This window comes from Aneurinibacillus thermoaerophilus (assembly GCF_019603355.1).
Taxonomy (GTDB): Bacteria; Bacillota; Bacilli; order Aneurinibacillales; family Aneurinibacillaceae; genus Aneurinibacillus; species Aneurinibacillus thermoaerophilus.
This window is the reverse complement of the sequence record NZ_CP080764.1, coordinates 3,550,001-3,575,018: the sequence shown is the minus strand read 5'-3', so window position 1 is coordinate 3,575,018 and position 25,018 is coordinate 3,550,001. Positions and strand designations below refer to the sequence as shown.

The following is a 25,018-nucleotide window of genomic DNA, read 5'->3' as shown; positions in this document are numbered from 1 at the left end:
AAATGTATACACAGCTTCGTTCCATGAACATGTTTGATAGAGTTGAAACATTAACCCGGATGCTCGTCGGTATCAAAAGCATTAACGGAACCATTGGAGAAGTAGAGATTGCGGATTTTATCAAAGATGTGTTGTTAAGCTTTCCATACTTCCAGGAGCATCCTGAAAATGTTTGGGAGCAGAAAATCCCGAATGACTCGTTGGGACGCAAAAATATTTTCGCTCTTGTCAGAGGGCTTTCTGATGAAAAACAAACCATTATTTATCATTCGCATATTGATACTGTAGGAATTGAAGATTTCGGGGTGATGAAACAATATGCGTTGAAGCCGGATGAATTGGCCGAGTTTTTTTCTGGATATGAACGGGATAAGGATGTGCAGAAAGATGCGCAATCTGGCGATTGGCTGTTCGGCAGAGGATCGGTGGACATGCAGAGCGGAATCGCTGTCCATCTGGCAAACGTACTGTATTTTACGGAGCACCGCGAAGAACTTTCGGGCAATGTGTTATTGATGCTAAATCCGGACGAGGAAAGCCAACATAAAGGTGTTATAACGGCGATTTCGGAACTGGAGCGCCTTAAGCGGCACCAGGGTCTGGATTTCGTGATGGCCATTAACAATGACTTTATTACGCCATTATATGACGGTGATCATCATCGCTACATTTATACGGGAGCGGCAGGCAAACTGTTGCCAAGCTTTTATATTTACGGGCGGGAGGCGCACGTAGGGGATACCCTTTCCGGTATCGATCCGAATGTAATCGCGGCGGAGATTACACGGCGTATTCACAATAATGTAGAGTTAACCGAGAATATTGAGGGAGAACTCGTATTGCCGCCTTCATGCCTCTATCAACGCGATAATAAGGAGGTATATAACGTACAGACGGCGACTAGCAGTTATCTTTATTTTAACTACTTTATTTATGAGTTAACGGCGAAAGAAGTTATGGACAAGCTAAAAGATATTGCCGTGGAAGCTACTCGTGAAGTGGAGGAGAAATTATCCAGAAATTATAAAGAATTTCTGATCCGTACCGGTCTTCCTGCTAAATCACTATCATGGAATATTGAAGTGACCAGCCTTGCAGAATATATGGAAGAGCTAGCCGAAAAAGGAATGAACCCGGAACAGAAGGCAAGAGAAGTGTGGGAGCAGAATAAGGATATGGAGCCGCGCATGCTATGCTTTAAGATTGTAGAGGCTCTGCAAAACATGGACTCGGAGAAAAAAGCGCGCGTGATTATTTTCTACGCCCCTCCGTATTTGCCGCACAATTATTTGAACACGGACAAAGAGCGGGATCGCGAGTTGCTTGAGGCAGTCCGTGAGGTGTTGAAAGTGGTGGAGAAAGAAACAGGCGAAAAATTCGCACTCAAGAAGTTCTTTCCATATCTTGCAGATGGAAGTTTTCTGTCGTTACATGAGACGGATGAAGAGATTCTTTCGTTGATTAAGAATTTTCCGGAATGGGAGAATATTTATCCGGTACCGGTAAATGAAATTCGCAGCCTTAACATTTCATCCGTCAATATTGGTGTATACGGAAAAGATGGTCACAAATGGACGGAACGTGTATACAAACCTTATACATTTGGCGTTTTGCCTGGTCTTATTCGTGCCGTTACATGCAGGCTGCTAAGCCGCAAAGCGGAACCTGTAGGCAGTGAATAAAATCATTGCGATAGAGCACCCGCCTATTTCAAAAATAGGTGGGTGTTTTTTACAATTTTTTAATGGTTTATTTATTTTAGGATAACAATGCTGTTGTATCTTCTAAAGTAACAAGTAAATAAAGAAAGGTTGGAGTCTTGGAGAAACCTCAAATAGAACTTACGAGAAAGGTCGGCAGATTTGCGACATCGGCATTTCCCCTGTTCTGTAATTCTATTTAAGGTTTTTTTGTTTTGAAAGGAGGCATAGCGTGAACCGAACCGAACTTTACATGAGGCTTTCCAAAGTGAAAAAGATTGCTTCAGTCAAAGAACCAAAATCGCTGGAAAAGGCGTTGCATGCCGATGTGGGTGCTGTCGTTTTGTCTATCGGCGATGTCGGTAATATTGCTCATTATGTACGAATTTACAAAGCGCATAGTATTCCTGTCTTTGTCCATCCGGAGCGCATCGGCGGAATGAGTCAGGATAAGGAAGGGATCGCATTTCTGGCCCGGTGCGTAAAACCTGACGGGATTATTACAACGCGCAATAATCTTGTAAAGCAAGCAAAAAAGCACGGGCTGTTAACCATTCAGCGCCTGTTCTTCGTTGATAGCGATGCGATTAAGTCCGGTTTTTTATCCGTAAAAGAGGCGGAACCGGATGTGGTAGAAATTATGCCTGCGTTATTGCCGGAATTTATTGCTGAATTCCGTAGGAATATTGAAGTTCCCATTATCGCCGGAGGATTGTTGAAGAATAGGGGACAGATGGTACAGGCATTGCGCTGCGGAGCGATTGCCGTTTCTATGGGAAATCATCATTTATGGAAGGAGGAGATAGCTAATGAGCCACTTCCGGTACCTGTTGTTTGACCTGGATGGGACGTTGCTAGACAGTCGCGATCCGATTATTGACGCCGTATATGCTACGGCTGAAGCGTATGTTCCGGGACTATTTACGAGAGAAGAAATATTGGCCAGATTTGGGGAATCGTTCGACGATTTTTTGGATGTGATCGATAAGGCGCTGGGAAGCTTTTATTCCAGGGAGCAGATACTTCAGTATTATTTCAAGCGTATAGACGCTCATCATGATCGGACAGTTCGCTTATTTCCCGGAGTTGCTGAAGGGCTTCAACAGTTGAAGGCATTCGGCTGCAAACTTGGCATTGTAACCAATAAACAGCGCGATTTCACGATGCGCGGATTAAACATAGCGGGTATTTTTCCACTATTTGATTCGATTGTGACTTTGGACGATGTAGCCGCTGGTAAGCCTTCTGCCGAACCGGTTCTACGGGCGGTAGCGGAATTGAGCGCCGATTTACATGAGACGGCTTTTATTGGTGATAGCAAGTATGACCTATTGGCCGCTAGAGCAGCGGGTGTCGCTGCTATTTTTATGAATTGGTATGGTATGGAACACGGAGTAACCGTTTGTCCAGATTATTATTTTTTAAATTTTGGCGATCTTGTAAGCGAGCTTGTGCTGGAAAAAGCGAAATGAAAGGACGTGCGCCGCTATGACACAGGTCATGTTAAAACAGGTTACCAAGCAGTATGAAAGCCAGACAGTTATTGAAAGGCTCAATCTCACAATTCCCGATGGTTCATTTACAGTGCTGGTTGGTCCTTCCGGGTGTGGAAAGTCGACGACGTTGCGTATGATTGCCGGTTTGGAGAGCGTAACGTCGGGAGAAATTTGGATCGGCGATCAAATGGTAAACGATGTGTCGCCCGGCAAGCGGGATATCGCCATGGTTTTTCAAAATTATGCGTTATATCCGACCATGAGCGTGTTTGACAATATCGGCTTTGGTCTTCGCAATCGCGGCGTGTCTCGTACAGAAACAAAAAAGCTGGTTGAAGAAATCGCTGAAGTAGTTGGTTTGACTGAGTATTTAAAGCGCAAACCGTCCCAGCTATCCGGTGGACAGCGGCAGCGAGTTGCGTTGGCGCGGGCGATGGTGAAAAAGCCGAAAGTGTTTTTGATGGATGAACCTTTATCCAATCTGGATGCTAAGCTGCGCCACCAGATGCGCGTAGAATTAACAGCGTTGCATAAGCAAATGGGCACCACGTTTGTTTATGTCACGCACGATCAGGTGGAAGCCATGACGATGGGCGATCAGATTGTCGTTATGAATCAAGGGAAGATCCAGCAGGTGGCTTCACCTATCGATTTATATTCGATGCCGGAAAATTTGTTTGTAGCCCAGTTTATCGGTTCGCCACCTATGAATATTGTGAAAATTCGCAACCATCCTTTCTGCGTGGTTGGTTTTCGTCCGGAAAAAGCAAAAATCGATGTTCAGAACAGGAACGGGCAGGCGACCGTGCTAGATATAGGCTTAACGTTTGAAGGAACGCTCGTTTCGCGTGAGATTCTCGGTTCGGAAATGCTGTATTATGTTCAGGTTAATCAGGAGCGTATTGTAGTGAAAGGGAGCGCGGAGAGCATTATCGAGCTCGGTACAAGTGTGAGAGTATCGGTTGAAGCCAAGCATTTATACTTCTTCCATAAAGAAACCGGTATACGGATGACTGGAGAACAAGTGCGGGGAATTAGAAATGCCCTTGTTGGAGGGATTGCATAGATGCAAAATGAAGCGGTAGCAAAACCGAAAGTTTGGAAGTCGACGGTTCGGGTATTGTCTCCGGTGCGGCAATGGGAAAGATGGTGGCCTTATGTATATTTGACACCTGCCTTTCTGTTTTTTGTAATTTTTTTCTTTTATCCGATTGGCTACATGATCTATTTGAGTTTTCACGACTGGTCGCTATTGAATTTGGAAGAAAAAGAATGGGTAGGATTGGCGAATTTTCAGGACTTGTTTCAGGAGAAAGACTTTCATCAGGTTATTGTAAACACGGCGGTGTTCACTGCGCTTACGGTGATACTCGGGCTTGGGCTTGCCTTTTTGCTGGCATTATGGCTGAACAGGAAAGCGAAAATATACGGCGTGATTCAGGGTGCGATTTTTAGCCCGCATATTATTTCGCTTGTGTCAATTTCCATGCTGTGGATGTGGATGATGGATCCGCAGTATGGACTGTTAAATGCGATGCTGAAAGCGGTAGGGTTGCCTGCTTATACATGGTTGAGCGATACGAAGAGCGCGCTTTTGTCCCTTGTCCTTGTTAGCGTATGGAAAATAGTCGGCTATAACACGATCGTGTTTATCGCCGGTCTGCAAAGCATTCCGAAAGATATTTATGAAGCGGCAGCCCTTGACCGTTCTTCGCGCTTGCAGACGCTGCGGAGAATTACGATTCCGATGCTTTCGCCAACAATTTTCTTCTTGTTCATCATTAACACGATTTCTTCATTTCAGGCGTTTGATACGATCGCTATTATGACGCAGGGAGGACCGGTGAACAGCACGAACATGCTTGTGTTTTATATTTATGAGCAGGGGATGGATTTCTTCAATGGTGGTCTCGCTTCGGCTGCTTCTGTCGTCTTGCTCTTGCTTGTCGGGTTGTTAACATTGCTTCATTTTGCTTTTATGTCCCGGCGGGTTCATTATCGGTAAACCCGGAGGAAAGGGGAGCATAGGGTGTATTCTCTTGGTCTTTATATGCGGAAAATGATTGAATGGATACTTTTGCTTGCAATCGCGCTTGTTTTTGTTTTTCCTTTTCTTTGGATGGCGCTGACCGCTTTTAAAACGTTGCCGGAAGTGTTCCGGTTTCCACCGTCATTTCTGCCGGAGAAATGGCAATTTGTGAACTTTTCCATTGCCTGGAAGTCGGGTCCGTTTCTTACTTATCTGGTAAATAGCCTAATTGTTACGCTTACGATTCTCATCTTTCAGCTATTAACCGCTGTACCGGCCGCCTATGCGTTTGCTAGGTATCGGTTTAAAGGGCGCAACATGTTGTTTGGCCTGACGCTTATTGCGCTCATGATTCCGCCGCAGGTAATTTTTTTACCTATTTATGTGTTTATGAGTGAATGGGACCTTGTAAATACACTTTGGTCGCTCATTCTTCCATATGGGGCGAGCGCATTTGGTATTTTTCTGTTGCGCCAGTCGTTTATGCAGGTGCCGGATGAAATTATTGAAGCAGCCCGTTTGGATAACGCCAGTGAATGGAAAATCATGTGGACAATTATGGTGCCGATGGCTAAGCCGGTGCTTGTTACATTCGGATTGTTTAGCTTCATCTATCACTGGAACGATTATTTTTGGCCGCTCATTATGACCAATAGCGAACAGGCGCGCACGTTGCCCGTCGGCATTTCCATGTTGAAATCGACCGAAGGAGACACCCTGTGGCATATCATTATGGCTGGCAATATGATTCTAGTGATTCCGATTCTTGTTATTTTCTTTTTTGCACAACGCCATATCATTAGCGCGTTTGTATATCAATCCAAATAACTTTACGAATCCGGGAGGAAGTCAGGTATGAAAAAAAGGTGGGCCAGTATTTTTCTGATGTTGCTGTTAAGTATGTCGCTTATACTTGCGGGCTGTTCGGGACAAACTGCTTCAAAAACGGATGGCTCGGCGGAAGGGGAACAGGCTGCCGGTTCCGGTGAAGGCAAACCGGTGGAGATTGATTTCTGGTATGCTCTGGGAGGCAAAAACGGCAAAGTCATTGAAGAGATGGTAAAAGAATTTAACGCTACTCACAAAAATATTGTAGTCAAACCCGCTTACCAAGGGGATTACTATCAAAACCATGCCAAAGTGCTTTCCGCGGTAGCCGCGGGTAACCAGCCTGATGTAACGATGGTAGAAATCGCGTCCGTGGGCGCGTTTGCCGATGCGAAGGTACTGGAAGACTTGACGCCGTACACACAGGGGGTGGAGAAGAAATACATTCCGGGCCTGATGGGGAATTCTTACTGGAAAGATAAGCTGTATGCGATTCCGTTTAACCGTTCGACTCCTCTTTTGTATGTGAACCGTGATATGTTGAAAGCAGCGAACCTTGATCCGTCTGGTCCGAAGACATGGGATGAGCTGGTGAAATACGCGCGTGCTCTCACGAAGAAGGAAGGCGATAAAACAAAGACGTACGGTTTTTCCACTCCGATTGATATTTGGTTCTATGAAGCGTTGGTATTCCAGAACGGAGGCAATATTCTAAGCGAAGATGGCAAAAAGCTTACCATTAACAATGAAGCTGGGAAAGCGCCGCTAAAGCTTTGGAGCGACATGGTGAAAGAAGGAATTATGAAAAATCCTCCGGGAGAAAAGTACAATGCATGGGATGTAGCGAAACAGGATTTCTTAAACAAGCAAGTAGGCATGATTTTTACTTCTACAGGCGATTTGCAAACATTAAAATCCAGCGCTTCGTTTGATGTAGGGGCGGCATTCCTGCCGGCGGCCAAGAGCTACGGCGTGCCCACGGGTGGCGCTAACTTGGTCATGCTGGCGAAATCTTCGGATGAAGAGAAGAAAGCCGCCTGGGAGTTTATCAAGTGGATGAGCGATACACCACAGACGATTAAATGGTCGCTTGCTTCCGGTTATATGCCGGTAACAACGGAAGCGGTGCAATCGCCGGAAATGCAAGAAGCATACAAAAAAGACCCGAATCTGAAAGTAGCAGTCGATCAGCTTGAATATGCGAAGCCGCGTCCGATGGTGCCGGGATACAAAGAGTTGCAAGAGATTATTATGAGCGAACTTCAGCGCGCCATGCTCGGACAAGCAACCGTTGATGAAGCGCTAGAGACGGCTGTGAAGAAAGCACAAAAAACGCTGAAGAAATAAAATGACTAAATGATGCGTAAATACAGGATGGGGAGAGCGAACGAACCCTCCCTATCCTGTATCTATCATTTTGGGTATTTTGATGTTTATATCATAGTAAAAGAAGAGAGGAGAAGAACAAATGAATGTTTGTATTGCTCATCGGGGTTGGTCAGGAAAAGCACCGGAAAATACGATGGCAGCTGTCCGTCTCGCGCTGCAGTATCCTGATATTCAAGCAATTGAAATTGACGTGCAGCTTTCAAAAGACGGGGTACCTGTGCTGATGCATGACTTTGTGTTAGGACGTACAGTAAAAGCTGGGGGTTCGGTTAAAGATTATACATGGGAAGAACTAAAGCAGATGGATGCTGGTCTATGGTTTGACGAATCTTTTAAAGGCGAGCATATTCCTTCGCTCGAGGAGGTGCTTACGGAAGTCCGTGGTAAATTAGAGATAAATATTGAGTTGAAGGCTGCCGGTGATAGATATCCAGGATTGGAAGAAAAAGTGGTAGAGCTTATCTATAAATACGGAATGGAACAGGAAGTGTATATTACTTCTTTTGATCATGACGCAATTAAGCGGGTTCATGCGCTTGCTCCCGCTTTGAAAAAAGGATTGATTTTCGGGGGCAAACCAAGGCTGATACGCGAGCAGCTCGCGGAAACCGGCGCGACTATTCTTTCGATGCCGTATCCGTATGTAACGAAAGATTTCGTAATAGAAATGATTGAAGCAGGATATACCGTCATTGCCTGGACGGTAGATGAACCGGATGACATTCAACATTTGTTAGGATTTCATCCGCAGTTACAGATTTGCACCAATCATCCAGAACGTATGATTGCCTTGAAAAAAACGACGGCCAATTAAAAGAAGCTCTGCGTAGTTTGGACAGAGTCTTAGATTGTTGACAAATATGCCTCTTCTTCCTGGGATTCATTGATTTTCCGCAAGGATGTATTATTTGTCCATACTGCTTCGGTAAAAGCGGCGTCTGCAAAACATCTAATCTGTTTGGAGATGGAGACAGTTGCAGTCGATGTTTTGCGTTTGCTTTCAGCGGTGCTAGGAGGAAAATCAAAAGGGTGTACAGGAAGAAGAGGCGTGTTGTTTATCAATACTTTATCAAAGCTATAAAACATACATAAATAAGAACCAACCTCTCGGAGTTCTGTATCGTTTGCCCCCATTTTTATAAACTTTTATCTTGTAATTCTTCGCGTGACTGCTATAATCTTATATGTGTATTTCGTATAGAAAATATTTGTGAAAGAAATATTTTTATGTGAAAGGAGCCAGACATGCAGAACGCGTCCAAGCAAATTCGTCTACTACTTCGTCAGATTAATCAGATGACCTTTGAGCTTTTGTCGCGCGAAATAGCGGCTTTTAATATAACGGGACCGCAGTTTCTTGTTTTGCGTTGCCTGAAAGATGAGCCGCAGCGTATTTCTGATATTAGTCGGCAACTTTGCCTGTCGAACAGCACGGTCTCTGGTATCGTAGATCGTTTGGAGGAGAACGGATATGTTCGTAGGGTACGGGATGAGAAAGATCGTCGCGTTGTCTGGGTGTTCTTTTCGGAAAAGGTAAAAGCTCTTTGTAGAGAAGTTCCTGCGCTTCGGGACGACTATTTTGACGGAATATTTGCAGGGGTTTCGGAAGACGAGATAAAAAATATTGTTAACGCTCTACAATTATTGGCTGATCGCCTAAAAGAGAAAATAAAAGAAAAAAAATAAAAATTTTTGCAAGGATATTTCGCATCCAAAATATTAGAAAGAGAAATCAAAAGGAAAGAGGGAAAAAAATGAAGCGAAAGATGTTACTATGGATTCTTCTTTTAGCAATGTTGATCAGTGGGGGCGGTATCGGTTATTACTACTGGTACCAGGGAACACACTATGTTAAAACAGAAGATGCGCGCATTCAGGGAGACCAGTATCGAATTATGCCGCAAATTGCCGGGGAAATAATGCGGATTCATGTCGAAGAAGGAGATGTTGTACAAGAAAATGACGCCATTGCGGAGCAAGATCCTGCGAATATGGACCCCAGTATGGTAAGTCGCTCCGTGTTGCGCGCACCGATTAGCGGTGTAGTTGTTAAGGTTTTCGCCAAAGAGCATGAGATGGGAGCTCCCGGCCAGCCAGTAGCGGTGATGATGGATTTCAAACATCTTTATGTATCAGCTAATATTGAGGAAACAGATATCTCTAAAATACATCCTGGACAAAAGGTGGACATTACGCTTGATGCGGCAAATGGCAAAACGATTACAGGAAAAGTAAGAAAAATAGGGAAGGCTTCAAACTCCACATTTGCTTTAATTCCCGCGACGAACGCAAGCGGTAATTTCAATAAAGTAACACAGCGAATTCCGGTTGAAATCAGTATTGATAAGCCTGATGCCGTAGAACTCATACCGGGAACGAACGTGGAGATCAAAGTTCATATTACATAACGGGGAGGGGGAATAAATGTGAGTACGCAGGGTTCTGCCGCTCCTTCAGCCGAATCATCCGGTACGAATTGGGTTGCTTTTATTGCCATTATTGTTGCGGCGTTCGTTGCTATTTTGAACAATAGTCTCATTAATGTGGCCATTCCTAAGTTGACGAACGATCTCGGTTCGACGACAGAACGAATCCAATGGGTATTAACAGGCTATATGCTGGCGTCCGGTGTGATCATTCCGATTAGCGGATATATGGGAGACAGGCTTGGCTACAAGAAGTTTTTTATCATTTCGCTAAGCGTGTTTACCGCCGGAACATTGTTTTGCGCACTGGCCTGGAGCGATACGTCATTAATTGCTGGACGTGTGATTGCAGGACTTGGCGGCGGTGTGATTATGCCGCTTAGCATGTCGATCATTTATAAAATCATTCCGCGTAACCAAATTGGCATGGCGCTTGGACTGTGGGGGATTTCCGCCATGGTAGCTCCTGCGGTCGGCCCGACATTGAGTGGATATTTAATCGAGTGGTTCAATTGGCGCTCTTTATTCATTGTTAATATTCCAGTGGCGCTTCTGGCGATTTTTCTCATATCTGTTTTGTTACAGGAGACAGAAAAAGTCGAAGGCAAATCCTTTGATACGCTCGGTTTTGTACTTACAGCGATTTCAGCAGGAACACTGCTATATGCGCTCAGTAACGGTCAGACGAAAGGTTGGACTTCATTTGAAATTGTGGCTTTGATGTTTATTTCTTTTTGGGCGCTTGTCTTCTTACTGTGGGTTGAGACCGGAAAAGAAGATCCGATCATCGATTTAAGTTTATTTAAAAATTTTACGTATACGCTGAGTGTAATTTCTGCTAGCCTTGTAACTATCGGATTATTTGGCGGCGTGTTTTTGACCCCAATTTTCCTGCAAAACATTCAGGGGATATCCGCTATTGATACAGGAATTTTGCTCATTCCACAATCGATCGCGATGGCGGTCATGATGCCTATAGCCGGAAAATTATTTGATAAAGTCGGAGTCATTCCCTTAGGATTTGTCGGTCTTACGATTTTGAGCGTAATGACGTACGAGCTTCATCGTTTAACTGTCAACACGCCGCAAGAATGGCTTGAGACTGTGCTTACCATTCGCGGCATTGGCATTGGGCTTTGTATGATGCCGCTTTCCACTGCCGGAATGAATGCCGTAGCTCCGCATCAGGTTGGGAATGCATCCGCAGTTTCCAATCTTATTAGGCAAGTAGCGGCTTCACTTGGAATTGCGGTATTGACAGCTATTATGCAACATAAAGCAGCCGAGCATGCCGAGCATATTACCGAATCTATCAATACGGTAGCGTTTCAAACCGCACAGGAAAGCCTCGGTGTAAATAGTATTCCGACACTTGTAGGGATTATACAGCGTGAAGCGACAGCGTGGAGTATTGCTGATACGTTTTTGATTTCTTCTATACCTCTGTTTATTGCTATTCCGCTTGTATTTTTGTTTAAACAAAAAAAGAAGTTGCCACAGGCGCAGATGACAAAACAAGGATAACAAAGAAAGGGAGAAGGGATGAAAAAAATGAGACGAACAAAGGCAGTAGCCTGCCTGTTGCTTGGAGCGTTCGCGCTGGCGGGATGCACAACCAGCGCGAAAGAAGCTGTAAGCCCGGAAACCGTAGTCCCGGTGAAAGTGGCGCAAGCGCAGGAAGGTGTGCTTGGTACAGGAGAGATATTCACAGGTACTGTGCTTCCGGAGCAGCAAGTTAATATCGTACCGAAAATCGCGGGGAAAATTGCTGAGATGCCGGTAGAACTTGGCATGCGGGTCAAAAAGGGCCAGGTACTGTTTAAATTGGAAGATAAAGAGTTACGAAACGCTGTACGGAAAGCGGAAGCTGCTGTATCAGCGGCGGAAGCAGGGATTCAAACGGCGGAGATGGCGCAAAAATCAGGTGTGGTTCAGGCAACAGGCGGTGCTGTACAGTCGAAAAACGGAATGTTACAGGCGAAAAACGGCATGATTCAGGCGCAGGGAGCTGTTACACAGGCTAAAAGTGCGTTGGAGCAGACCGCTAACGCGGTAAAAGATGCGGACGCTTCGTTCATTAAAGCAGAGCAAGCTCTGCATGATGCGAAGGCAAACCGTGACCGCATTGCTCAATTGTTCGAACAAGGGGCTGTATCCAAAGCGCAGCTGGAACAAGCGGAAACATCGCTTGTCAATGCGGAAGCGGCGCATCGGAGCGCAGAAATTGCACGCGCGAATGCTAGAGAGAAATTGGGAGCAGCCCAAAAAGCGCTGGCCACTGCGCAGAAGGCATATGACAATGCAACAGCAAGTTATCAAAATGCAATCAGCGGCTATGAAAATGCCCAAAAACAGGTTGATGTAGCGCAAAGTGAAGCGGGAATTGAAGCAAGCCGTCAGGCGTTGAAGCAGGCGCAAGTCGCGGCTGCTTCAGCACGCGACATGCTTGACGACGCGACTGTCGTTTCGCCGATCGACGGAATTATCGGTGCGAAAAAAGCAGAAATCGGTGAGATGGTCTCCCCGCAGGCGCCTGTGCTTGTCGTGGCCAATCTGTCCGAAGTTCGGATTCTGACATATTTCCCGGCTGATCAGATAAACCGTATACAGCCGGGAAGCCAGGTTCAGGTAAAGGCAAAGGCGTTTAATTTCCAAACGATAGGCACGGTGAAGAATATTAGCCCACTTGATGAAAAAGGAAAAGGATATCCTGTAGAGATTACGGTACCGAATCCGGATGTGAAGCTGAAAGCGGGCATGCTCGCTGACGTTCGCTTAATTGCTCCCGGCTCGCAAAAAGGCATTGTTATCCCATCCTCTGCTATTGTAAAAGAAAATGGAAAAACCTATGTGTACGTAGCAGAAGGCGATAAGGCAAAACGAGTGGAAGTGAAGGAAGGGGCTGAAAAGGGAGCGGAAGCGCTGATTACGTCCGGTTTACGGAAAAATGACACAGTGATCGTTAATAATGTGGCGCTTTTGGCCGATCAAACCAAAATTGAAATACAGCATTAAATATGTAAAAAGACCCAATCTTTTCCTTGCGGATTGGGTCTTTTTATTTGTATTAATATTCTATTTACAACATTTTTATACAAAAATATAATAGAGTCATATTTTGAGAGGGGTAGGAGGGGGAAAGATGATCAAAAAGCAATTTGTTCTTCTATGTTGTTTGATACTTGTATTTATTTCGTTTGTTCCGCTGGCAACGGCAAAATCGAAGACAGAACCAGGTACTATCGCTGCCGATCATATCTTTAACCTGGCGACGCAAATTGTCGATAGGGTAGCTGGCACGGAAGATGAGAAGCGGGCGGCACAGTATATTGTAGAAGTGTTGAGAAAGTTAGGCTTGCATCCAGAAATTCAAACATTTACAACAACGAACAGAAGCGGGGGAAACGATTGTTTCGCAGAATATTATTGCGAAAAAAATAGGGGAATCAGATAGGCAAATCATTGTAGGAGCTCACTACGATACGGTAAAAGGCGTACAGGGAGTCGATGATAATGGTTCCGGCGTGGGCGTAATATTGGAAGCCATTGAGAGTTTTCAACATAAGAAAATGCCTTACACGCTAACGTTTGTTTTCTTCGGGGCTGAAGAAATCGGCACGAAAGGTTCTGAGTATTACACTTCTCAAATGACTCCGAAAGAAATACAAAATACGGTAGCCATGGTGAATTTGGATAGTTTGATCGCTGGGGATAAGATGTATGTATACGGGGATGAAGGCGAAGACGGTTGGGTGCGCGATCAGGCGCTGGACCTTGCAAAGAAAAAGAAACTGAACGTGGAAACCAATCCGGGTCTTAATCCTGAATATCCGAAAGGTTCGACGGGTGATTGGAGCGACCATGCGGCATTTAAGAAACTAGGAATCCCGTTCGCTTATTTTGAAGCGACAAACTGGGCGCTGTGTGATCAGGATGGTTATGTTCAAACGGAAAAGCATGGGGCTATATGGCATAATCCTGAGAAAGATAGTTTGAATTTTATCCGTTCACAGTTCCCAGGTAGAATGGAGGAGCGTCTGCACACATTTTCGATTCTCTTAATCGAGTTGCTCACGCATATAAAAGAACCGAAAAAATAATGTGAGACAGTGTGGGAAAAGATTAGCAAGCGTAGGTGTAAAAAGTTTTGTGTGTAAACATTGACTATTTTCTGACATATTTATATATTAGTATAGTAGCAGATCGTTATAGTTAGTGAGTGGTGAAGACGTGTCTTTACGTATTGAGCATCGCATCGGCAAGATGGCAATGCAGTTGGCGTTGCTGGAAGAAGACGAGTTTGAAGCAGAAGATTTTTCCCTTGCCAGGTTAGAGAAGTTAGGTTATCAGTATTGTAGGGGAAAAGTTGGTTCTATGGACGCTCATAAAGTGGTGGCCGCTATTGAAACTGCCGCCAAAAAGGAGCAGATTATCGACGGCTCGTTTTACCGTGAGGCACATGCGCTATACCATGCCATCATCGAAGCGATGCAGGGCGTTACCCGTGGCCAGGTCCAGCTTGGCACTGTACTTCGGACTGTAGGATTAAATTTTGCGATTGTACGGGGATGTCCGTATGATAGTGAGCGAGAAGGTGAGTGGATCGCCGTGGCGCTGTACGGCACGATCGGTGCACCGGTTCGCGGACTGGAGCACGAGACGCTGGGACTTGGAATCAATCACATTTGAATAAGAATTTAGAAAGCCCATAGCAAACAGATAATAGGGGGCTGCATATTGCTTAAGAAGAAGCGGTTTTATCGCTTTATTTAGGCATATGTGGCTCCCTTTTTGTTTATTTTGAAAAGGAGAGTGAAGCGTATGGTCAAATTGAACGGCTATTCTTTAACACTAGCCCAGGCGCAACGTATTCTGTATGAGTTTGAACAGGTAGAAGTGTCGCCGGAAAGCTTGCAGCGGGTGGAAGCGAGTCGACGTGCGGTGGAAAAAATCGTGGCAGAAAATAAAATTGCCTATGGTATTAACACGGGATTTGGCAAGTTAAGCGACGTGTTGATTGATCCGAAAAATGTGGAGAAATTGCAGCTAAATCTCATTCGTAGCCATGCGTGTGGAACTGGCGAACCATTTCCGGAAGTGGTATCACGGGCGATGCTCTTGCTGCGGGCGAACGCACTTTTAAAGGGGTACTCTGGCGTGCGTCGGGAAGTGATTGACAGCTTGCTTGCCTTTCTCAACCGTAGAATCCATCCGGTTATTCCACAACAAGGTTCGCTTGGCGCGAGCGGCGACCTGGCTCCATTATCCCATTTGGCACTTGCGCTCATTGGGGAAGGTGACGTGTTTTACAAAGGGCAAATCGTTCCCGCTTCCGTAGCCCTTAAGGCAGAAAACATTCAGCCGCTTGTTTTGACAGCCAAAGAAGGGCTGGCGCTAATTAATGGAACGCAAGCTATGACGGCCATGGGTATAGTTGCTTATCTCGAAGCGGAACAGCTTGCCTATCAGGTGGAACTTATTGCCGCCGTAACGATGGAAGGACTGCGTGGTATCATGGACGCGTTTGCCGAAGAAGTGCATGTCGCGCGTGGGTATCCGGAACAGGTAGCGGTTGCGGCGCGGATGCGTGACTATCTTGCGGATAGCAAACTAACGACAAGACAAGGTCAATTGCGCGTGCAGGATGCGTATTCATTGCGCTGCATCCCACAGGTTCACGGCGCTTCTTGGCAGGTGCTTGGGTATGTGAAAGAAAAGTTAGAAATTGAAATGAACGCCGCCACGGACAATCCGCTCGTCTTTCAAGACGGGGAGCAGGTGATTTCTGGAGGGAACTTTCATGGGCAACCGATTGCGCTGGCGATGGATTTTCTAAAAATGGCTGTCGCGGAGCTGGCTAATATTTCCGAACGCCGGATTGAGCGGATGGTTAATCCACAATTAAGCGGCTTGCCAGCTTTTTTAAGTCCGCAACCCGGACTGCAATCAGGTGCGATGATTTTGCAATACTGTGCTGCTTCACTTGTTTCGGAAAACAAAACGCTGGCACACCCGGCGAGCGTCGATTCTATTCCGTCTTCGGCCAACCAGGAAGATCATGTTAGTATGGGGACAATTGCAGCACGCCATGCTTATCAGATTATACAAAACTGCCGCCGGGTGCTTGCGATTGAATTAATCTGCGCATTGCAGGCAGCCGAATATCATGGGGTTGAGAAGATGGCAACGAAAACCAGAAAATTTCATGCCATGGCCCGCGCAGTTACGGCGCCAATTAGTGAAGATCGCGTATTTGCGCAAGACATCGAAGCAGTGACTAATTTTTTGCTTCAGACACCCGTACAAACTATGGTGGGAACGACATTTTTTATATAAGTAGCGAGAAGTCTCCTTCCTCTATAGGTGGGGGATGAATCGCTTTTTCTCTTGTATTTATGTTCTTTGTTTATCTATAAATTAAAAAATTAAGGATATTGAAGTCTATTTTCCTAAATATTAAGGGTCTAAATGATGAATGTTAATTAATTAATAAAATATTTGCAATTATCAATTAATTATAGTATGATCAAATTAGGACAGCCAATATTATCCAACATAAACTAGGAGTTTACGGAGGTACATAGTGATCGAGTTTCGCCATGTAGATAAGTACTATGGCAATTTTCATGTGCTGCGGGATATTAACTTGAAGATTTCCGAAGGGGAAGTGGTTGTGATTATTGGTCCTTCCGGATCAGGAAAGTCGACGTTGCTTCGCTGCATCAATCATTTGGAGAAAATCTCAAGTGGGGAGCTCATTGTTGATAACGTAAATGTTCATGACAAAAAAACAAATCTAAATGCGTTGCGGCAGGAAATTGGCATGGTATTTCAGCACTTTAATTTGTATCCGCACATGACTGTGTTGGAGAATATTACGCTTGCTCCGATGAAGGTGCGCAAAATTTCGCGTGAAGAAGCAGAAAAGACGGCCCGTTATTACTTGGAGAAGGTTGGGCTTTTACACAAAGCGGATGCTTACCCTTCAGCCCTTTCTGGCGGTCAGCAGCAGCGGGTGGCAATCGCGCGGGGACTTGCAATGCAGCCGAAGATTATGCTGTTTGATGAACCGACATCCGCGCTTGACCCGGAAATGATCGGCGAAGTGCTGGAAGTGATGAAAAGCTTGGCAAGAGAGGGCATGACTATGGTAGTCGTGACCCACGAAATGGGATTCGCCAAGGAAGTAGCCGATCGTGTGGTGTTTATGGATCACGGGCAAATTGTAGAAGTTGGCGAGCCGAAAGAGTTCTTCGCAAATCCGAAGGAAGAACGAGCGCGCATCTTCTTGAGTCGCCTGTTGAACCATTAATTTATGCAATTTATAAAGGGGGTTTTACATGGTGAAGCAAAAAATATCGATTTTAAGCCTTATTTTTATGCTGGTCATGTCTGTTATGCTTGCGGCTTGCGGCGGTAAGCAGGAAGCGGGCAAACCAGCGGATGCGGGTTCGGCGGCAAGCGACGGGAGCGCAGAAAAAAGCGCAGTAGCCGCGGCGAAAGAACGTGGCAAGCTGATCGTAGGTGTAAAGTATGACACGAACCTGTTCGGCAAGAAAGATCCGGTTGATGGTCAAGTAAAAGGATTTGATATTGACATAGCGAAAGCGCTAGCAAAAAAAATCATGGGTGATGAGACGAAGATTGAACTGAAAGAAGTAACGTCTAAGACGCGTATTCCAATGCTGAAAAATGGTGATATTGATGCGATTATCGCGACTATGACCATTACGGAAGAACGTAAGAAAACGGTTGACTTCTCCGATGTGTATTTTGAAGCAGGCCAGTCCTTGCTCGTTCCGAAAAATTCTCCGATTACAGGCATACAGGATTTGAATGGCAAGACGGTTATCGCGGTGAAAGGTTCCACTTCTGCGAAAAATATTCGCCAAAAAGCTCCGCAGGCGAAAGTAGCTGAGTATGAGAATTATGCAGAAGCGTTTACGGCGCTGAAATCGAAAAAAGGCGACGCTCTTACAACGGATAACTCCATTCTGCTTGGTATGCAGAAAGAAGATCCGAATTTCAAACTGGTGGGAGGCCTATTTACGGATGAACCATACGGTATTGCAGTTCGCAAAGGCGACACCGAGATGCTGAAAACGATCAATGAAATGCTCGCGGAACTGAAGTCTTCCGGTGAGTATGACAAGATTTACGAAAAATGGTTTGGCGAAAAGCCGCAGAAAAAATAGGGGAAGAAGGGGCCTGACGGCGCGGTGGCCGCAGGCCCTTTTCATCTTTCCGGAGGAAAGGAACAGAACGTATGCTGCAAACAATATTTGAAATCTTGTCTGAATACCGAACTGAGTATATTAGCGGTCTGATCACAACGTTGAAAGTTAGTTTCATCTCATTGATCGCGAGCTTAGCGTTGGGCACTATGCTCGCCATTTTTTGCATCTCGCCTTTTCGCATTCTGGTTATTATCGGGCGGTGTTATGTTGAATTCATTCGTAATACTCCTTTATTAATTCAAGTATTCTTCTTTTTCTTTGGTTTGCCTTCGCTCGGCATTCAAATTGGCGCATTCACCGCAGGCACACTTGGCCTTACAGTTTACACGGCCGCTTTTATTTCGGAAGCTATCCGAGCCGGAATTCATTCAATTTCGAAAGGCCAAATGGAAGCTGCTCGTGCTTCCGGTCTGACCTATATTCAGGCGATGCGTTACGTTATTTTGCCACAGGCTTTTAGAATTGTTATCCCTCCGCTTGGTAACCAGTTTATTAACCTTGTTAAAAACTCATCTATCCTAGGTGTTATTGCGGGAATGGACTTGATGTATCATGCGGATATTGTCGCTTCCAATACGCTTAATGTTTTCGATACGTATATTCTTGTCGGCTTTTTCTATCTAACCATTACGGTACCACTTTCTATTCTGGTGAATTGGTTGGAGCGTCGCCTGAAGCATGCCTGAATGTAGTGGAGAGGAAAAGGAGTGAAGTTTATGGATTTTGCTGGTGCGTACAGTTGGCCGAATTTGCGTTATTTGCTGGAAGGATTTCTGGTAACGCTTGAAGTAGCAGCGCTGGCAATTTTGCTTTCATTTGTGATTGCAATTATTGTGGCGATTATTCGATATACAAAAATCCCGGTGTTATCGCAACTGTTATTTGTATGGGTGGAAATGATTAGGAATCTGCCATTGCTTTTAATTATTTTCTTTGTATATTTTGCCTTGCGTGATGTCGGAATTAAACTGGGGGTATTCAGCGCGGCAGTAGTAGGGCTAACAATTTTCGAATCGGCGATGATTTCCGAGGTTGTCCGAAGCGGTCTGATGTCGGTGGATAAAGGACAAATTGAGGCTGCGCGTGCGTCTGGTTTAACGTACGGGCAAGCCCTTCGCTACATTATCTTACCACAGGCATTGCGTCGTATGATTCCACCGATCGTTAGTCAGTTTATTTCGCTGTTGAAGGATACTTCGCTGGCAATTATCATTGCTCTTCCGGAATTGATGCACAATGGACAGGTTATTTACAATACTAATTATTCATATGTTATCCCGATTCTGCTGTTAATCGCTTTATTGTATTTCGTCGTTAACTTCAGCCTGTCGCTTATTGCGCGGCGGTTGGAACATTCTCGTTAAGGCAAAAAACGAGGGGATGGATGCACTTGCCCGAAGGGGTGCCGTAGCATCTGTGCCGCCTCGTTTTCTTATGTGTATGTATCCGTTGCAATGCCTGCCCAGGCGTACAGCCCAACTTCGGCAAATAGACGTCAGCGGGCGAGAAATAATAGGAGGCTTATTTAAGTCTGTGTATTGTCAAATGATTCTGGAACAAAAAATTACAGGCCCAGCGCTAGGCCTGTAATTTTTGGATTAGAAACTGTGGAAGCTGGAAACAAGCGTCGAGAATATTTTTATTAAAGTATTTCGTATCTTGCTGGAAAGCATGTTCTACCGGTTTTTCATATACTTTTGATCCCATTGTAAACGTCCACATCCCTCCCGGATATGTCGGGACAACGGCAGTGTACAGTTTGGTTAACGGGAAGAGATCGCTGATATGCTTATATGATTGCTGTAGAACATCAAAGTGGAAAATCGGCGACTGACTTTGGCAAACCATAATGCCATCCTCTTTGAGAGCGCGGTGGATATTTCTATAGAAATCCAACTCAAACAATTGTTTCGCCGGCCCGATCGGATCAGACGAATCCACAATAATAACATCGTAGTGATTTTCAATGTCTTTGACAAAGGCGACGCCATCATTGTAAATAAAACGAACGCGCGGGTCAGAGAGATTCCCGGAAACTTCCTGCAAGTGTTCTTTGCAGAATTTGACTACCAGTTCGTCCAACTCAACCATGTCGATTTGTTCCACATTTTTGTACTTTGTCACTTCGCGCGCTGCGCCACAATCGCCGCCCCCGATAATAAGAACGCGTTTAGGGTTCGGGTGGAAATGCAACGGCACATGGGTAATCATTTCATTGTATATAAACCCGTCAATTGAAGTCGTCTGTACAACGCCGTCAAGCACCAGCATTCTACCGAAATCATATGAGTCAAGGATCATCACATGTTGGAAAGGAGAAGATTCCGAGGCGACGATTTCTTTAATGCGGTAGCTTATTTTCAAATTTTCGCGCTCATCTTCCGTAAGCCATAATACATCATCTTTTTTCTCAATGTAGTTCGGTGTTTGCTTCATTTCTACCTCCTTGTATGATCTTCGCAAAAAAGTAATGTATTTCACATGATGTCATTAATATAAACAAAAAGAGACACAGAGTTCCTTTCCTCAAGGTTTAAGTCCCCGGGAGAAAACAGCAATGTCCCTCTTTTAGGGTATCATAACGGAAAAGCGCAGACAATTCAAAGGTTTTTACTTTTCCTATCATCATAGAGCTTGGTTCGTGTTTTCTTTTCTCGGTTTTGCTTCGGAAGCAAGAAATCGTCGGGTCTCAGCTACAACTACTGCGCTTAATCCAATCAGACCGATAAGATTTGGAATAGCCATTAAGCCGTTAGCAATATCGGAAAACGTCCAGACAATATGAAGCTTAAGCGCCGAACCAAAGGCGATAACGATAATGAAAATAGCTTGGTAATAACATACGGCTTTGCGGCCCAGAAGGTATTCGATACATTTGGTGCCGTAATACGCCCAACCAAGAATCGTGGAGTAAGCGAATAGAATAATCGAAACTGCTAAAATGACGCTTCCGGTACTGCCGAACACGCTACGGAACGCAAGCGTTGTCGCTTCTACGCCTGTTTTGCCCATTTCCCAGACGCCGGTTGTAACAAGCGCTAGTCCGGTAATTGAACAGACGATAATCGTATCAATAAACGTTCCTGTCATTGAAACAAGCGCCTGTTTTGCGGGCGAATCGGTTTTTGCCGCGGCCGCGGCGATTGGAGCGCTGCCAAGACCAGCTTCATTCGAGAAAACGCCGCGTGCAACCCCCATTTGAATCGCTTGGGCTACTGTCGCACCGAGGAAACCTCCAGCAGCCGCTGTACCGTTAAAAGCGCCGGACAAAATGGCAGCGATCGCGTCAGGGACGTGCTCAATATGAACAAGTATGATCACAACTCCTGCTGTAATATAAAAGATAGCCATAAAAGGAACCAGCACGCCTGTTACCTGCCCGATTTTCTGCACGCCGCCGAGAATGACAAAGGCAGTGAGAACGGCAAGTGCAATACCGGTAATGACTGGGGGAACCGAGAAGTTTATTTTTACCGCTTCCGCGACGGAATTAGCCTGCACCATATTGCCGATGCCGAAGGAAGCGCAAATTCCGAAAAGAGAAAATAGCACAGCCAGCCATTTTTTTCCTAGTCCATGTTCCAGATAGTACATGGGACCGCCTGAGTATTCCCCGTTTTTTCCTTTTACTCGGTATTTGACGGCTAGAATGGCTTCTGAGTATTTGGTCGCCATACCGAACAGGGCTGTAAGCCACATCCAAAAAATTGCACCAGGCCCTCCGGTGGTAATTGCCGTGGCTACACCCGCGATGTTTCCTATTCCGATTGTAGCGGCAAGAGCCGTCATAAGCGCTTGGAAATGGTTAATATCCCCTTCTGATGTTTTGTCCTGTTTTCTGCCAAAAGCTAGGCTTAGTGCATATCCAAGTTTCGTGAATTGGAGGCCACGCAGACGCACAGTGAGCAGAAGGCCTGTTCCGGCCAAGAGAATGAGCGTAGGCATTCCCCATACGTATCCGTTGATTTTGTCAAGTAGTTTTGCTAGAGCATCCATTTGCCGTTCCCTTTCCTTTTTAGAAATAAAAAAACCATTTTATCCTGTGGATAAAATGGTCTCTGGAGATATGGCAAGGTAGAGAATAAATGGTGAAAGAACGCCTTTCCATAAAATAAAGTAAAGATTGGCCTTTTTTTCTTTTTTGTAATCCCTGTCCTTTTACCTGAGAGATTATCTGCGCGGTGGCGCAGACTTGCTCCTTCGGTGCCCTTTTTCCTCCGTTTCATTAGTGTGGAAGCGGAGGGGGTCTCTCCAGAGTTTCGTCCCCATACAGTTCTACTTGATCCCAAGACCTGAGAGTTTCGAAGCTTTTGCTTCTTGCCCCGTCGGTAGACAAACCAGTGAATCACGGTTCATCTTCTCCTGCATGGTTCATCCGAAATATATATTTGATTAATAAGTTAAATTATAGGAAATAAAAATGAGAAATCAAGAGGTTAAATGAAATTTAAATTGATTGAAAATATTTTTGGTAAAAGGTTTTAATGGGAGAATGACGGATAAAGAAAATGATAGGTGCTTATATTAAATACAGAAAAAATGTGAGCAGGAGGCAATCACATGGATAATCAACAATCCAGCATACAGACGCAAAACCCGATTTCTCAGGCGCAAAACGCGGTAGAGCAGGCAAAGAATGCTGCGGCTCAGATGCAATCCCACCCTACCCAGCAAGCGCTTGAAGGCGCTCAAAATGCTATTGAACAGGCAGAACGTGCAATCGCACAAGCGAATACAAGCGAAAATCAGCGCGCTGTCGCTGAGATGGTGGAGCAATTGGAGGAAGTACGCAGACGTGTAGCGCAGATGCAGCAGCCACAGAATTAGGAAGGTACAGTATATATAGTTTTGAGGGAAAAAATGGCCTTTTAAAAGCGGCCATTTTTTGGTGCGCTCGGCATGGGGGTCATCTATAGGGTTCAAGTCCTGAATGGCGAAGGCAGTAGTAGCCATTAACTTAAGACAAGGATGTCGACTTCGAGGTCGAATCTGAAGGAAGTCGGCGGCAAACCTTTGGCCTGAGGAATACGAAACGAACCTCATAGGAGGCCAACGTTCTTTGGATGAGTTTACCAAACAAAACAAAGTCCATACTGTAGCCAACAGAGGCCATAGTACATGCTATGTAACGACATGAAATGAAAAGACCGATTGTCTTCACTCGATTTGCATTTTATATCGAAGGTGTGATAAAATGAAAACTATCGCTGTAACAAATTAAAAACTTTGCATCAACTAATCCTTTTTGTTATAATAAAAGGTTGTTGCCAAGCACAGTGAAGAATTAGAATAAAAAACAAAAAAAGTTGTTGACAAAAATCTTAGGTTATAATAAGATGAAAAAGTCGCCGCTGGAACGCGGTGAAAATGAAAAAGAAGTTCCTTGAAAACTGAACAGTGACACTCGTTTGTGTGCGAGTTAAATATCCCATGAAAGTGAAGGTCAGCTTCAAAGTTGATTTCAGGCACTTTTATGGGGCCCGAAAAACATTCTTTACTTTATGAGCTAGCTTACGAGCTTGCGTATCAATCTTCAACTTTTTTGGAGAGTTTGATCCTGGCTCAGGACGAACGCTGGCGGCGTGCCTAATACATGCAAGTCGAGCGAACCGATGGAGTGCTTGCATTCCTGAGGTTAGCGGCGGACGGGTGAGTAACACGTAGGCAACCTGCCTGTACGACCGGGATAACTCCGGGAAACCGGAGCTAATACCGGATAGGATGCCGAACCGCATGGTTCGGCATGGAAAGGCCTTTGAGCCGCGTACAGATGGGCCTGCGGCGCATTAGCTAGTTGGTGGGGTAACGGCCTACCAAGGCGACGATGCGTAGCCGACCTGAGAGGGTGAACGGCCACACTGGGACTGAGACACGGCCCAGACTCCTACGGGAGGCAGCAGTAGGGAATCTTCCGCAATGGACGAAAGTCTGACGGAGCAACGCCGCGTGAGTGAGGAAGGTCTTCGGATCGTAAAACTCTGTTGTCAGGGAAGAACCGCCGGGATGACCTCCCGGTCTGACGGTACCTGACGAGAAAGCCCCGGCTAACTACGTGCCAGCAGCCGCGGTAATACGTAGGGGGCAAGCGTTGTCCGGAATTATTGGGCGTAAAGCGCGCGCAGGCGGCTTCTTAAGTCAGGTGTGAAAGCCCACGGCTCAACTGTGGAGGGCCATCTGAAACTGGGGAGCTTGAGTGCAGGAGAGGAGAGCGGAATTCCACGTGTAGCGGTGAAATGCGTAGAGATGTGGAGGAACACCAGTGGCGAAGGCGGCTCTCTGGCCTGTAACTGACGCTGAGGCGCGAAAGCGTGGGGAGCAAACAGGATTAGATACCCTGGTAGTCCACGCCGTAAACGATGAGTGCTAGGTGTTGGGGAGTTCACCTCCTCAGTGCCGCAGCTAACGCAATAAGCACTCCGCCTGGGGAGTACGGCCGCAAGGCTGAAACTCAAAGGAATTGACGGGGACCCGCACAAGCGGTGGAGCATGTGGTTTAATTCGAAGCAACGCGAAGAACCTTACCAGGGCTTGACATCCCGCTGACCCCTCCAGAGATGGAGGCTTCCTTCGGGACAGCGGTGACAGGTGGTGCATGGTTGTCGTCAGCTCGTGTCGTGAGATGTTGGGTTAAGTCCCGCAACGAGCGCAACCCTTGTCCTTTGTTGCCAGCATTCAGTTGGGCACTCTAAGGAGACTGCCGTCGACAAGACGGAGGAAGGTGGGGATGACGTCAAATCATCATGCCCCTTATGTCCTGGGCTACACACGTGCTACAATGGACGGTACAACGGGCGTGCCAACCCGCGAGGGTGAGCCAATCCCTAAAAACCGTTCTCAGTTCGGATTGCAGGCTGCAACTCGCCTGCATGAAGCCGGAATCGCTAGTAATCGCGGATCAGCATGCCGCGGTGAA

24 protein-coding genes, 1 rRNA gene and 1 riboswitch (1 of these 26 only partly in view) are annotated in these 25,018 nt (G+C 45.7%); of the genes, 22 read left to right on the top strand and 3 right to left on the bottom strand.

Annotation, left to right across the window (positions count from 1 at the left end; genetic code table 11):
* The first annotated feature begins 2 nt into the window (after nt 1-2).
* From K3F53_RS18340 to K3F53_RS18305, 8 genes are all read left to right on the top strand, one after another.
* Nucleotides 3-1,682 carry a M20/M25/M40 family metallo-hydrolase gene (locus K3F53_RS18340; protein WP_057897278.1) on the top strand — a complete coding sequence of 560 codons (1,680 nt, stop codon included), beginning with the start codon at nt 3-5 and terminating at the stop codon, nt 1,680-1,682.
* A gap of 250 nt (nt 1,683-1,932) precedes the next feature.
* Nucleotides 1,933-2,538: a glycerol-3-phosphate responsive antiterminator gene (locus K3F53_RS18335; protein ID WP_057897279.1), complete on the top strand. Its 606-nt coding sequence runs from the start codon at nt 1,933-1,935 to the stop codon at nt 2,536-2,538.
* Entirely contained in the window at nt 2,510-3,172 is a 663-nt protein-coding gene (locus K3F53_RS18330; protein ID WP_220559221.1) for an HAD-IA family hydrolase, read from the top strand. Before K3F53_RS18335 ends, K3F53_RS18330 begins: the two co-directional genes overlap by 29 nt.
* Nucleotides 3,173-3,188: 16 nt before the next feature.
* A complete protein-coding gene (locus K3F53_RS18325) occupies nt 3,189-4,262 on the top strand; it encodes an ABC transporter ATP-binding protein (protein WP_057897281.1) in 1,074 nt (357 codons plus the stop codon).
* Nucleotides 4,263-5,201 carry a carbohydrate ABC transporter permease gene (locus tag K3F53_RS18320; RefSeq protein WP_057897282.1) on the top strand — a complete coding sequence of 313 codons (939 nt, stop codon included), beginning with the start codon at nt 4,263-4,265 and terminating at the stop codon, nt 5,199-5,201.
* A gap of 45 nt (nt 5,202-5,246) precedes the next feature.
* On the top strand, nt 5,247-6,053 hold the full coding sequence (locus K3F53_RS18315; protein ID WP_057900195.1) for a carbohydrate ABC transporter permease: 807 nt from the start codon (nt 5,247-5,249) through the stop codon (nt 6,051-6,053).
* Nucleotides 6,054-6,080: 27 nt separating this feature from the next.
* Nucleotides 6,081-7,400: an ABC transporter substrate-binding protein gene (locus K3F53_RS18310; RefSeq protein WP_057897283.1), complete on the top strand. Its 1,320-nt coding sequence runs from the start codon at nt 6,081-6,083 to the stop codon at nt 7,398-7,400.
* A gap of 121 nt (nt 7,401-7,521) precedes the next feature.
* A complete protein-coding gene (locus K3F53_RS18305) occupies nt 7,522-8,256 on the top strand; it encodes a glycerophosphodiester phosphodiesterase (protein WP_057897284.1) in 735 nt (244 codons plus the stop codon).
* 29 nt (nt 8,257-8,285) lie between these two features.
* Here the strand turns inward: K3F53_RS18305 and K3F53_RS18300 are convergent, their stop codons facing one another.
* On the bottom strand, nt 8,286-8,576 hold the full coding sequence (locus tag K3F53_RS18300; protein ID WP_139184955.1) for a hypothetical protein: 291 nt from the start codon (nt 8,574-8,576) through the stop codon (nt 8,286-8,288).
* Nucleotides 8,577-8,687: 111 nt separating this feature from the next.
* On the opposite strand from K3F53_RS18300, the gene K3F53_RS18295 reads away from it, so the two are divergent.
* The 12 genes from K3F53_RS18295 to K3F53_RS18240 all read left to right on the top strand — a co-directional run bounded on the left by K3F53_RS18295 (nt 8,688) and on the right by K3F53_RS18240 (nt 19,469).
* Nucleotides 8,688-9,128 (top strand): MarR family winged helix-turn-helix transcriptional regulator, encoded by a 441-nt coding sequence (locus tag K3F53_RS18295; RefSeq protein WP_057897285.1) that lies wholly within the window; start codon nt 8,688-8,690, stop codon nt 9,126-9,128.
* Between the two features lie 68 nt (nt 9,129-9,196).
* Entirely contained in the window at nt 9,197-9,850 is a 654-nt protein-coding gene (locus tag K3F53_RS18290) for an HlyD family secretion protein (RefSeq protein WP_057897286.1), read from the top strand.
* Between the two features lie 18 nt (nt 9,851-9,868).
* Nucleotides 9,869-11,392: a DHA2 family efflux MFS transporter permease subunit gene (locus K3F53_RS18285; protein WP_057897287.1), complete on the top strand. Its 1,524-nt coding sequence runs from the start codon at nt 9,869-9,871 to the stop codon at nt 11,390-11,392.
* Between the two features lie 27 nt (nt 11,393-11,419).
* On the top strand, nt 11,420-12,883 hold the full coding sequence (locus K3F53_RS18280) for an efflux RND transporter periplasmic adaptor subunit (protein ID WP_236781937.1): 1,464 nt from the start codon (nt 11,420-11,422) through the stop codon (nt 12,881-12,883).
* A gap of 127 nt (nt 12,884-13,010) precedes the next feature.
* Nucleotides 13,011-13,322 (top strand): hypothetical protein, encoded by a 312-nt coding sequence (locus K3F53_RS18275; RefSeq protein ID WP_057897289.1) that lies wholly within the window; start codon nt 13,011-13,013, stop codon nt 13,320-13,322.
* A complete protein-coding gene (locus K3F53_RS18270; RefSeq protein ID WP_220561084.1) occupies nt 13,228-13,968 on the top strand; it encodes a M20/M25/M40 family metallo-hydrolase in 741 nt (246 codons plus the stop codon). Before K3F53_RS18275 ends, K3F53_RS18270 begins: the two co-directional genes overlap by 95 nt.
* A 130-nt stretch (nt 13,969-14,098) precedes the next feature.
* Nucleotides 14,099-14,557 carry a histidine utilization transcription antiterminator HutP gene (gene hutP / locus K3F53_RS18265; RefSeq protein WP_057900196.1) on the top strand — a complete coding sequence of 153 codons (459 nt, stop codon included), beginning with the start codon at nt 14,099-14,101 and terminating at the stop codon, nt 14,555-14,557.
* 132 nt (nt 14,558-14,689) lie between these two features.
* Nucleotides 14,690-16,204, top strand: a complete 1,515-nt coding sequence (hutH, locus tag K3F53_RS18260; protein WP_057897291.1) for a histidine ammonia-lyase — start codon at nt 14,690-14,692, stop codon at nt 16,202-16,204.
* A 247-nt stretch (nt 16,205-16,451) separates the two neighbouring features.
* A complete protein-coding gene (locus K3F53_RS18255) occupies nt 16,452-17,180 on the top strand; it encodes an amino acid ABC transporter ATP-binding protein (RefSeq protein WP_057897292.1) in 729 nt (242 codons plus the stop codon).
* Between the two features lie 28 nt (nt 17,181-17,208).
* Nucleotides 17,209-18,063, top strand: coding sequence for an ABC transporter substrate-binding protein (locus tag K3F53_RS18250; protein ID WP_220559220.1), 855 nt, complete (start codon nt 17,209-17,211; stop codon nt 18,061-18,063).
* Between the two features lie 71 nt (nt 18,064-18,134).
* Nucleotides 18,135-18,791 carry an amino acid ABC transporter permease gene (locus K3F53_RS18245; protein ID WP_057897294.1) on the top strand — a complete coding sequence of 219 codons (657 nt, stop codon included), beginning with the start codon at nt 18,135-18,137 and terminating at the stop codon, nt 18,789-18,791.
* 30 nt (nt 18,792-18,821) lie between these two features.
* Nucleotides 18,822-19,469 carry an amino acid ABC transporter permease gene (locus K3F53_RS18240; RefSeq protein WP_057897295.1) on the top strand — a complete coding sequence of 216 codons (648 nt, stop codon included), beginning with the start codon at nt 18,822-18,824 and terminating at the stop codon, nt 19,467-19,469.
* Nucleotides 19,470-19,683: 214 nt separating this feature from the next.
* Here K3F53_RS18240 and speE read toward each other — a convergent pair whose 3' ends face one another.
* Nucleotides 19,684-20,541, bottom strand: coding sequence for a polyamine aminopropyltransferase (speE, locus tag K3F53_RS18235; protein ID WP_091260544.1), 858 nt, complete (start codon nt 20,539-20,541; stop codon nt 19,684-19,686).
* 189 nt (nt 20,542-20,730) lie between these two features.
* Entirely contained in the window at nt 20,731-22,101 is a 1,371-nt protein-coding gene (locus K3F53_RS18230; protein ID WP_057897297.1) for an alanine/glycine:cation symporter family protein, read from the bottom strand.
* Between the two features lie 144 nt (nt 22,102-22,245).
* Nucleotides 22,246-22,370: riboswitch (glycine riboswitch) on the bottom strand.
* A gap of 295 nt (nt 22,371-22,665) precedes the next feature.
* On the opposite strand from K3F53_RS18230, the gene K3F53_RS18225 reads away from it, so the two are divergent.
* Entirely contained in the window at nt 22,666-22,932 is a 267-nt protein-coding gene (locus tag K3F53_RS18225; RefSeq protein WP_057897299.1) for a hypothetical protein, read from the top strand.
* 712 nt (nt 22,933-23,644) lie between these two features.
* Nucleotides 23,645-25,018, top strand: a 16S ribosomal RNA gene (locus K3F53_RS18220) (it continues 167 nt past the right edge of the window).